The sequence below is a fragment of the Natronobacillus azotifigens genome (genome assembly GCF_026805325.1).
Lineage (GTDB): Bacteria > Bacillota > Bacilli > Bacillales > Amphibacillaceae > Natronobacillus > Natronobacillus azotifigens.
This window is the reverse complement of record NZ_JAPRAT010000049.1, coordinates 1-9,435: the sequence shown is the minus strand read 5'-3', so window position 1 is coordinate 9,435 and position 9,435 is coordinate 1. Positions and strand designations below refer to the sequence as shown.

7 protein-coding genes, 14 tRNA genes and 1 rRNA gene are annotated in these 9,435 nt (G+C 39.1%); all 22 read left to right on the top strand.

Features of this window, described 5'->3' with window-relative positions:
• Positions 1-191: 191 nt before the first annotated feature.
• The 22 genes from rrf to OWO01_RS15515 all read left to right on the top strand — a co-directional run bounded on the left by rrf (position 192) and on the right by OWO01_RS15515 (position 8,966).
• Positions 192-307 (top strand): 5S ribosomal RNA (rrf, locus tag OWO01_RS15620).
• Positions 308-318: 11 nt separating this feature from the next.
• A tRNA-Asn gene (locus OWO01_RS15615) sits at positions 319-393 on the top strand.
• Between the two features lie 4 nt (positions 394-397).
• A tRNA-Ser gene (locus OWO01_RS15610) sits at positions 398-489 on the top strand.
• A gap of 33 nt (positions 490-522) precedes the next feature.
• Positions 523-597: transfer RNA gene (locus OWO01_RS15605), tRNA-Glu, on the top strand.
• Between the two features lie 11 nt (positions 598-608).
• Positions 609-684: transfer RNA gene (locus OWO01_RS15600), tRNA-Val, on the top strand.
• Between the two features lie 36 nt (positions 685-720).
• Positions 721-797 (top strand) — tRNA-Met (locus tag OWO01_RS15595).
• A gap of 50 nt (positions 798-847) precedes the next feature.
• Positions 848-924: transfer RNA gene (locus tag OWO01_RS15590), tRNA-Asp, on the top strand.
• 29 nt (positions 925-953) lie between these two features.
• A tRNA-Phe gene (locus OWO01_RS15585) sits at positions 954-1,029 on the top strand.
• 8 nt (positions 1,030-1,037) lie between these two features.
• Positions 1,038-1,123: transfer RNA gene (locus OWO01_RS15580), tRNA-Tyr, on the top strand.
• Positions 1,124-1,157: 34 nt separating this feature from the next.
• A tRNA-Trp gene (locus tag OWO01_RS15575) sits at positions 1,158-1,228 on the top strand.
• A 22-nt stretch (positions 1,229-1,250) separates the two neighbouring features.
• Positions 1,251-1,326 (top strand) — tRNA-His (locus tag OWO01_RS15570).
• Positions 1,327-1,347: 21 nt separating this feature from the next.
• Positions 1,348-1,422 (top strand) — tRNA-Gln (locus OWO01_RS15565).
• 4 nt (positions 1,423-1,426) lie between these two features.
• Positions 1,427-1,501, top strand: a tRNA-Gly gene (locus OWO01_RS15560).
• 32 nt (positions 1,502-1,533) lie between these two features.
• A tRNA-Cys gene (locus OWO01_RS15555) sits at positions 1,534-1,607 on the top strand.
• A 9-nt stretch (positions 1,608-1,616) separates the two neighbouring features.
• Positions 1,617-1,700, top strand: a tRNA-Leu gene (locus tag OWO01_RS15550).
• A gap of 252 nt (positions 1,701-1,952) precedes the next feature.
• Positions 1,953-2,141, top strand: coding sequence for a hypothetical protein (locus OWO01_RS15545; protein ID WP_268781400.1), 189 nt, complete (start codon positions 1,953-1,955; stop codon positions 2,139-2,141).
• On the top strand, positions 2,138-2,494 hold the full coding sequence (gene tnpB, locus OWO01_RS15540) for an IS66 family insertion sequence element accessory protein TnpB (protein ID WP_268781399.1): 357 nt from the start codon (positions 2,138-2,140) through the stop codon (positions 2,492-2,494). Before OWO01_RS15545 ends, tnpB begins: the two co-directional genes overlap by 4 nt.
• Positions 2,495-2,593: 99 nt before the next feature.
• Positions 2,594-4,135 (top strand): IS66 family transposase, encoded by a 1,542-nt coding sequence (gene tnpC, locus OWO01_RS15535; RefSeq protein WP_268781398.1) that lies wholly within the window; start codon positions 2,594-2,596, stop codon positions 4,133-4,135.
• A 254-nt stretch (positions 4,136-4,389) separates the two neighbouring features.
• Entirely contained in the window at positions 4,390-4,737 is a 348-nt protein-coding gene (locus OWO01_RS15530; protein WP_268781397.1) for a hypothetical protein, read from the top strand.
• A gap of 1 nt (position 4,738) precedes the next feature.
• Positions 4,739-5,467, top strand: coding sequence for an IS21-like element helper ATPase IstB (gene istB, locus OWO01_RS15525; protein WP_268781396.1), 729 nt, complete (start codon positions 4,739-4,741; stop codon positions 5,465-5,467).
• 597 nt (positions 5,468-6,064) lie between these two features.
• Positions 6,065-7,987: an endonuclease MutS2 gene (locus tag OWO01_RS15520; RefSeq protein WP_268781395.1), complete on the top strand. Its 1,923-nt coding sequence runs from the start codon at positions 6,065-6,067 to the stop codon at positions 7,985-7,987.
• Between the two features lie 211 nt (positions 7,988-8,198).
• Positions 8,199-8,966 carry a GNAT family N-acetyltransferase gene (locus OWO01_RS15515; RefSeq protein ID WP_268781394.1) on the top strand — a complete coding sequence of 256 codons (768 nt, stop codon included), beginning with the start codon at positions 8,199-8,201 and terminating at the stop codon, positions 8,964-8,966.
• Positions 8,967-9,435 lie beyond the last annotated feature (469 nt).

Sequence of the window (9,435 nt, the reverse complement as noted above, 5' to 3'; positions counted from 1 at the left end):
TTTATTACAGTTGATATGTGATTGTCTGATTCTTATCTAGTTTTGAAGGTGCATTTGCACCTACATATGAAGATATATACTTTGAAATTTAAAAGCAAAATATCTTGATAAACTATTGATTTTTTCTGAAAAACAAGTATAATATTCCTTGTCATTGAAAAAATAAGCAACAATAGAAAGACGCTTTGAGGTCTGGTGACAATAGCGAAGAGGTCACACCTGTTCCCATGCCGAACACAGTAGTTAAGCTCTTCAGCGCCGATGGTAGTTGGGGCCTTGCCCCTGCAAGAGTAGGACGTCGCCAGGCATATCATCCATTCCACAGTAGCTCAGTGGTAGAGCTATCGGCTGTTAACCGATCGGTCGTAGGTTCGAATCCTACCTGTGGAGCCATAATGGAGAGCTGTCCGAGTGGCCGAAGGAGCACGATTGGAAATCGTGTAAACCGCTAACGTGGTTTCGAGGGTTCGAATCCCTCGCTCTCCGCCACCTTATTATATAATTACTTTTTTTTACATGTTGGGCCCGTTGGTCAAGCGGTTAAGACACCGCCCTTTCACGGCGGTAACACGGGTTCGAATCCCGTACGGGTCACCATTATTTCATCTGGAGGATTAGCTCAGCTGGGAGAGCACCTGCCTTACAAGCAGGGGGTCGCAGGTTCGAGCCCTGCATCCTCCACCATGAACATCTAAGTTCATAGAAAATATTTCTTATTATCGCGGGGTGGAGCAGTTCGGTAGCTCGTCGGGCTCATAACCCGAAGGTCGTAGGTTCAAATCCTGCCCCCGCAACCAATTCATTCATGCAAATAATTGAATGACTTTATGTAAATACAATGATATATGGTCCGGTAGTTCAGTTGGTTAGAATGCCTGCCTGTCACGCAGGAGGTCGCGGGTTCGAGTCCCGTCCGGACCGCCACTATATTATTGTATCATTTCCAATTAGTTGGCTCGGTAGCTCAGTCGGTAGAGCAACGGACTGAAAATCCGTGTGTCGGCGGTTCGATTCCGTCCCGAGCCACCACTTTTTTTGGAGGGATAGCGAAGTTGGCCAAACGCGGCGGACTGTAAATCCGCTCCCATCGGGTTCGTAGGTTCGAGTCCTACTCCCTCCACCATTTTTTAATTAAATTATATTAAAGTTTTATATATAGGGGTATAGTTTAACGGTAGAACAGAGGTCTCCAAAACCTCCGGTGTGGGTTCGATTCCTACTACCCCTGCTTTTATTCTAAATTTATTATGGCGGTCGTGGCGAAGGGGTTAACGCACCGGATTGTGGTTCCGGCATTCGTGGGTTCAATTCCCACCGGTCGCCCCATTTTTTTATTTGCAAATTTATTGGGCTATAGCCAAGCGGTAAGGCAACGGTTTTTGGTACCGTCATGCGCTGGTTCGAATCCAGCTAGCCCAGCCATTTTGCGGAAGTAGTTCAGTGGTAGAACATCACCTTGCCAAGGTGGGGGTCGCGGGTTCGAATCCCGTCTTCCGCTCCATTTTGTATATAGGTTTAGATATATTATATAATGGCGGTATAGCCAAGTGGTAAGGCAGAGGTCTGCAAAACCTCTATCACCGGTTCAAATCCGGTTACCGCCTCCATAACATTATGCCGGTGTGGCGGAATTGGCAGACGCGCGGGACTCAAAATCCCGTGTCCGCGAGGACGTGTCGGTTCGACCCCGACCACCGGTATTATCAAGTCAAATAACGTTACGATTATAAAGTATAGAAACCTTGTAAATGTTGATATATCAATATTTATAAGGTTTTTTCTATTTAGGTCGTTCAATTGAAATACGATACTAATTAAAAATTTTTGTTACAAATTTGGTACAATCAAACGATCATATTATTTAAGAGTAAGCGCCAAAACAACGGGTAGATATTAACCAGATCAATCTCCAATTATAATTAGGATAACTTAATTAAATGGAGGGAGATATCATGAAAAACAAGCAGGATATTGTGCCTGTTCATCTAAGTGATGCACCAGCATATCCAAACAAAAACCAAAAGTCGCAAACGAAACCAACCGTTGCCTTTCAATGTACGAAGAAGGAAACCACTTATCGCGTGTACAATGGCGTGGATAAATTCATCCTATACACACTGCTTAAAGAGTTAAACGAATGATCATTGATTATACGAAAGTTGAACAAATCTACTTGGTTTGTGGCAAAACGGATATGCGTAAGTCGATTGATGCCCTAGCAGCCATTATCCAAGATCAATTCAACATCAATGTATTTGATAATTGCCTCTTCCTCTTCTGTGGTGGAAGTCGCAATAAATACAAAGCGTTGCATTGGGATGGGGATGGCTTTCTATTGTTATATAAACGGATTGAAGGTGGAGTTATTCAATGGCCCCGGACAACCCAGGAGGTCCGAAATATCTCACAAAGAGAGCTTCGCTGGTTATTGGAAGGGTTAACTTTAGAACAACCAAAAGCAATCCAAAAAGTAGCACCAGCTGCTTTCTGCTAAAGAGTGAAAAAAAGGTAAATTTACACCTTTTTTTCACTCTCTTTTCTTTATTATCGTGTATAATAACAAGGAAAATTGTTAAGAGGTGAGGTGATCAGGATGACGGAACTCGAGAAGAAATTAACCCGTGAAAATGAAGAACTTACGAAGAAGATCGAAGTATTAACGGAACAAGTTAATTTTCTAATCAGCAAAATCTATAATCCTTCAAGCGAGAAAACACCTCCCCATGATGAAGATCAATTAGCTTTGTTTACCGATGATGACTTAAATATCTTTAACGAAGTCGAGACGGCAAGTGATCCTGACGCGATAGAACCTGATTGTTTAGAGACCATTACATACAAACGAAAAAAAGGAACAAAGCAATCAAAAATCATCAAAGAACTTCCGATCGAAGAAGTGGATTGTTATCTGGAAGAAGGCTGTCAATGCGAATGGTGCGAGACCGTATTGCGCCCTATCGGACGAGAATTCGTTCGAGAAGAGGTTGAGTTTATCCCTGCAACCCTCAAACGAATGAGATATTATCGCCACGCTTATGAATGTCCGACATGTAAGGAAGATGGAGAAGACGTTATTGTCAAAGCTCCAACACCAAAACCTGTCATTCAGAAGAGCTTAGCATCACCTAGTTCGGTTGCCTGGTTATTGCATCAGAAATACGAACAGTTTATGCCCTTTCATCGACAAGAAAAGGAATGGCAACGTTATGGCATCGACCTCAGTCGAACAACCATGGCCAATTGGGCCGTGAATGTTTCACAAAACTGGTTAACGCCATTGTATGAAGCGCTTCATAAAGAGCTCTTGAAAGAAAACATTCTTTTTGCGGATGAGACGACAGCACAAGTTTTGCGAGAAAAAGATCGAAAGCCGAGGTCTAAATCTTATATGTGGCTTTATCGGACGGGACCACATACGGAACGACAGATTGTATTGTATGAGTATCAAACGACCCGCGCAGCCAAACACCCGAAAGCTTTCTTAGCGAATTTTCGTGGTTTTCTTCACTGCGATGGATACGATGGGTATAATTCAATCCCTAACGTTACGCGTGTTGGGTGTCTCGCTCACGTTCGACGCAAATTTCATGAAGCTATCCCGAAAGGCGAACAGTCCAAAACAGCTTCAGCCGCCAAAGTTGGGCGAAGCTATTGCGATCAACTTTTCAAATTAGAAGAAAAGTGGCAAAACCTTTCTGGGGAAGAACGTTTAAAAAAGAGAAAGGAAGAATCTCTCCCTCTCTTTGAAGAATTCTTTACGTGGGTAAGTCAAATGCACGTACTCAAACAATCGCTTTTAGGAAAAGCATTAATCTACGCTAAGAATCAGAAAGCGTACCTGATGAATGTATTATTAGATGGCAACCTGCATGTATCGAATAATTTAGCAGAGCGTAGCATTCGCCCTCTCGTTGTTGGACGGAAAGCTTGGTATTTTTCTACCAGTTCCAATGGTGCTCGGTCAAGCGCAGTTATCTTTAGCATCATACAAACAGCAAAAGATAATGGTCTTGATCCTTTCAAATACCTTACCTACTTGTTTGAAAAAATGCCGAATCGTGAAAATCCAGCTATTTCGATGAACATGAAAGACTTCTTTCCATGGCAAACTGAAATTCAGGAACAATGTAAATAGCCTTTACTACGTACAATTGTAGCAAAGGCTATTTGTGTTGCCGACCTACCTGATGATTTGGCGCTTACGAATATCCTGTATTTAAAGAAACAATCGTAACGGCTAACAAATATGGTGAAGTAACGATTGATGGAAAGGCCATTCACGTACCAAATAGTTATCACTATAACAAACTACACTTGATTGTATATTGGGATCATTATAAACTTGTTTCTCAACACGGAGAAGTACTTTCTAAAGGGCCTAGGCCCTATATGAATCAAACGAGAGAAATTCCATGGCAATCCATCTTGAAAAATTGGTTGAGGAAACCACGATCGATTGTATATTCTCGGTATTTTCCATACCTCCCTGGTCGAATCGCTCATTACTTAAATGTAGAGTCCATGAAGTTAAGAAAAGAACGTGTTCAGTGGCTAGTAAGCCTGATTATAAAGTATGATATGCAGGAAATAGATGAACGATTTTATGAATTATTAAAGGTGGAAAAGGGAGAAATAGAACGCTTTCCCGATTCCATTGAACACCCCTATGACGTGAATTGGAACATATACGATTCTCTTCAGCCTTTGAATGATTCCTTAGCAAAGGAGGAAGTGTAAAATGTTTGATCCAATCAAAGAAAAATGCAAATCACTACGCTTAGCATATATTGCAGATATTTATGAAAAAATCCCTTTTGAGAATCCAGAACAATACTTAACTGCATTATTACAACAAGAATTAGAGCTAAGAGAAGCAGCAAAGGGAGAACGGTTAATCAAAAAAGCACATTTTATGAATGAAAAAGAATTAACGAATTACCAATGGAGTAGCCATATACGCTTTCCTCCACAACTGGATCGTCAAACGCTCGAATCTTTATATTTTATCGACAGAAAAGAGAATGTGATTTTAACAGGCGCGCCTGGCACAGGAAAGTCGCATCTCGTAACAGGATTAGGCCGAAAAGCTTGTAGGAACGGATATGAAGTACGTTTCTATCGGGTAGCCGATTTGGTAGATTTACTGGAAAGATCGTGGAGAGAAGGACGCTTCCAATCCTTACGTAACAAGTTTAAGAAAGTAGATATGATAATTTTAGATGAAATGGGCTACGTGCCTTTTAGTAAGGATGGGGCAGAACTATTGTTTCAACTGATTTCGGATTGGTATGAACAGTGTAGCCTGGTGATTACGTCTAATTTAGAGTTTAGTCAATGGAACCGTATAATTGTAGATGCACGCCTAACTGCTGCATTAGTAGATCGCGTGATTCATCACGCTCATATCTTGAGTTTTACTGGAGATAGTTACCGTGTAAAACACGCACTATCAAATCATCATTCGTAATGAAAAAGAGGGCTGGTGGCAAAGTTCTAAACTTTTCTTTGCATTTTTCTCAACTTTTTGCTTGCAAAATACACCTAGTAGCTTATATTTGCATTCGTATTACTAATAACTTTGTACTTTGATTCAGGACTATAAAATACAAGTTGATTTAAATTTGTTGGCAGGGATATTATTTAAATCCAAAATTAGAATAAAAGACACTTGACAATTATACATAATATAACTAATATTATAGACAGAAAATGTAACCCCTTCACAATAAAGGAGATTTTTTATGAGTGCGAGTGTTCTTAACTAATCCATAAAATTGGATACGACTTGATAAGGTAAAATAAACCAGTTTGGCTGGTTTGTTTCGTTATGCCTTATTTAAGTATACGTTAAGAACAAGCTACCAAGCGGATAATAAAGGGCAACCTTTAAAAAGTCTATGGCTGCGTGTCATGGCTTTTTTGTGTACCTTATTGTGTAGGGAATCGTTAAACCTTCATATTAAGGAACCAATTTATTTCACATGGAGTGAAGGGGCCAAAACCGTCTTAAGCGTATGCTTATGGCGGTTTTTTTGATGAAAAAATTAACCAGGAGGAATTACCATTGGATAAAAATACGATAAATATTTTGGAATATCACCGAATTTTGGAACAGGCTGCATCCTATGCCTTAACAAACAAAGCAAAAAACACACTAATGTCGAGTACACCATCTATAGATAAAAAACAAATAGACCAGATGCTTCTGGAGGTAGCAGAGGCAGCTAAGATATTAAAAATAACTGCCAGTGTACCAATACATTCTCTCGATGAGGTTGCGTCCTCGCTTGTGCAGGCGCAAAAAGGATTATATTTAAAACCAGATCAGCTTACAAAGGTAATTACTTTCCTAGAGCATTGTAAAAAGCTAAAGAGGTTTATGCGAGATAAAGAAGCAGTTGCACCAATCATCACAAGTTATGCCTTATCCATTGAAAATCTTCAAACATTGGAGGACGAGTTAACTCGTAGCTTAAAGCATGGTCAGATTGATGATTATGCAACACCAGAACTAGCTAAAATTCGAAGACATCTTCGGCAGAAACAGGTGGAAGTAAAGGGGAAAGCAGAAGAAATGGTACGTTCTAAACGGGTGACTACGTTTTTGCAAGAGAAGCATGTTATTGAAAAAAATGGACAATATACGCTTCCTATTAAGAAAGAGTTTAAAAATAAGGTTCAAGGTCAAGTAATTGATGTTTCAGCCTCAGGGGCAACGGTTTTTATCATGCCAAATAATGTAGCAAAACTTCAAGAGGAAGTAGATTTTTTGATACTGTCCGAAGAAAACGAACTTCAGCAAATTCTTTATACACTTACAGGATTAATTCTGGAAAAAGAACATGAAATGACTGTTGCCATGGACACGATGCATCATTACGATGTTATTTTTGCTAAGGCAAAGTATGGACTACATTTGAAAGGAACTATTCCTGTCCTGAATGAAGAATATATCGTGGATTTAAAGAAGGCGAGACATCCGCTACTAGGTGAAATGGCCGTTCCCCTTTCCATTCGATTGGGAATAGACGATAGAGCATTAGTGATCACGGGCCCCAATACAGGTGGTAAGACCGTAACATTAAAAACTGTCGGCCTTTTGACATTGATGGCTCAGACTGGGTTAATGATTCCGGCTGAGCAAGGTAGCTGTCTCCATCTCTTTACAAAAATTTATGCAGATATGGGCGATGGACAAAGCATCGATGAAAATTTGAGTACCTTTAGTTCTAGACTGAAAAATATTATTCACATCCTCGAGGAAGCTCATGAAAACACCTTAGTATTACTAGATGAATTAGGTTCAGGCACAGATCCGAATGAAGGTATGGCTCTTGCTCAAATTATTTTGGAGCAGTTAGTAGATAAAGGTGTGACGTTACTAGCCACAACACACTATAGCCAGTTAAAAAATCTTGCACAAACAAAGGAGGGATTTATTAATTGTTCAATGGAATTTGACCTTGAAACCTTGAAGCCAACCTATCGACTGCTATTAGGAGAAACAGGAAAAAGTCAGGCTTTTCATATTGCTATAAAGCTAGGGATGCATCCAACGTTAGTGGAGAGAGCTCGCAATTTAACTAGTGCTGATAAGCTAGAGAAATCACCTTTTCCAGAAGATGATATTTATGATAAAAGCTATCAAAAACAAATCGCTGTAAATAAGTATGGAAGATCTGTCCAGAGGAAGAAACAAAGTACATCGGTTCCCTTATTTAATCAAGGGGATAATGTCAAGGTTTCTCCCCATGGTGAAACAGGGATTGTTTATCAAGGTCCTGATGACGGGGGAAATTACATTGTGCAAGTAAAAGGGGAAAAGCAAACCATTAATCATAAACGGCTAACGATATATATACAGGCAAAGGAGTTGTATCCCGAGGACTATGATTTCGATACTGTCTTTAAATCAAAGGAGTACAGGAAGAAAAAACACCTAATGGAGCGAAAATTTGTTGAAGGGTTGTCTATTAAAGATGAGTAGCTTAAGAATATCCCGAAGCAACCGTCTGTAAGACTCCAACTTCAAAAACAACGAGAATATCAAGTTGTTTAAGTAGAAGTGACGAACGCTAGCCCCCCGAAGGCTTCAAGGGCCTTTAGGTCATCCTTTAGGGCTAACAATCAGTGGGGCAATAGCTAAAACCCCCACTGGTTGAAGTTTCACTTTATATCTATGAGGGAGGAAATCGATCATGTTTGCTTATAAAAAATCAACACTAAGAGGAAATAAACATTTTTGGGATAGCTATCTTGAAAGTCTAACATCAAGGTATGATAATTTTTTAGAAGAACATATTTTGACGTCTGAAATTTATTCAATTTATATGGAAGATGAGCATATTGGATATTTCGGTGTTTTCAATAAAGAAATGTTAACACAATTTTTTATTTCAAAATCTGCTTTTAAGTTTGTGCAACAAGCTTTTCAGGAAGTCTTAAATGTGTTTGAAATACAGAGTGCATTTGTCCCAACTTGTGATGAAAGCTTTTTATCTCTATGCCTTGATAAACATTCAAAGGTTCATTTACAGGCATACTTCTTTGAAGAAGCGGAAGAAAAAGTTAGAGAACCGGAATTTCCAAGGGATCTAATGAAAGTAGCCACACTTGATGATCTACAAGAAATAGTAGCGATAACTGGCGATTTTGTTGACAATCATGAGCAACGAATTAAGGACCAGCAGCTTTATGTTTTAAGAGAAAACAATGAATTTTTAGGAATGGGTTTAATAGAGGATAATGTTATCATGAAAAATTGTCAGGCTACAGGAATGTTCACTAATGAAAAGCATCGTCAAAAAGGCATAGGCAGAAGTATTATCCTAAACCTTAAACAAATTTGTCATGAGAATGGTAAAACACCTTTGCCTGGTTGTTGGTACTATAATGAGAACAGTAAAAGGACTCTTGAAAGTTCAGGCTACATTAGTAAGACTAGATTATTAAGGATAGATTTTTGATTAATTTAAAGAAAAGGGAAATGAGAGGTAATCCTGTTCCATAACAGAGAAAAATATTAGTAACTTAAACCGTGTGTTTGATCCAGTCTCCGACTCTTGAAAAAAGAATGGAGCTTAAACAACTATTAAATCAGGTTCTATATCAAAAGACGTTGGTCAGAATTTTTGCCGACAATGTTATCTGTGAATTTCACAAACACTCAAGTAGAATTATTCTGTTTGAGTGTTTTTTTGTGCCATTTTTGTTGATTTTGATTCAAAAGATTTTAGCTTGAAATGAAGTAAGATTCGGTATTTATAGTTTCTGAAATTGCAATAATCTAGATAGTATTTTTTTCACAGTCTCAGAGCCAAAAAAGGTAACCCGAACTAAAAGCGGCTCTTTCCATTAGGAAAAGTCTGTTTTACCAGTACCAATATAGGGAATAACGGCATTATTTTAATGCCCAGACACAATGACAAGTACGTA